Source organism: Virgibacillus carmonensis (assembly GCF_057836705.1).
In genome coordinates this window covers 1-717 of the sequence record NZ_JBYQFJ010000150.1, presented here as the reverse complement: position 1 = coordinate 717, position 717 = coordinate 1, and the positions used below count along the sequence as shown (strand labels likewise).

The window sequence follows — 717 nt, the reverse complement described above, 5'->3', positions numbered from 1 at the left end:
CCTTAGTAATGGTCTTACTTTTGCATCAAAAAGTTGATATGCAACATGTCCTGGTTGTTTTAAAATTTCTTTACCATATTTAGCATAGGTATAATTCCTAAAATCGGCACCCTCATCAACAAATCGATTTCCTTCCTTGTTTAACATGATGCTTAATGGATACGAATGTTTCTTATAAATATCTCCGGGCTTATCAAAGTCCCCAACCTTAGGTGCATGGTAATCTGTTCCAATGGAGTGGCAACCGCCCCACTCGCCATATTTTTGGGCTCCTACTGCAAGTCCGATTTCCAACCCATCACCCGTATTATACTCTGTTCCCCTAACAATAGCTGATTCCCATTCTTCACCTATATATTGCTTTCTCATTTCTTTATTTGCTTCAAAACTTCCGCAAGCCAATACTACACTCGAACTCTTTATTGTAATAAGTTCTGCCTCATGCTTCACTACTAGTCCACGAATTTTACCTTCGTCTACTAATAGTTCTACAGCTCGGGTTTCATAACAAATATCAATACCAAGTTCATCAATTCTTCGAAACAAGGACCCCATCAATCCTATTCCCTTGTCCTTTGTTTTTAAAGGAAGGCCACCCCAGAATTCTCTTTTTCCATCTTTAATGAAAGATTGATTACTTGAGTTTAATTCAAATTTAACACCTTGCTCTTTCATCCAAACAATTGTTTCTAAAGACTTCTCCACCAATTGTTTTGC

Annotated in this window: 1 protein-coding gene; it reads right to left on the bottom strand. The window is 37.5% G+C overall.

From position 1 onward, the window contains the following. Positions 1–717: FAD-binding protein (locus AC3G7N_RS21045; protein WP_489424100.1), on the bottom strand; the 717-nt coding region annotated here is incomplete at both ends.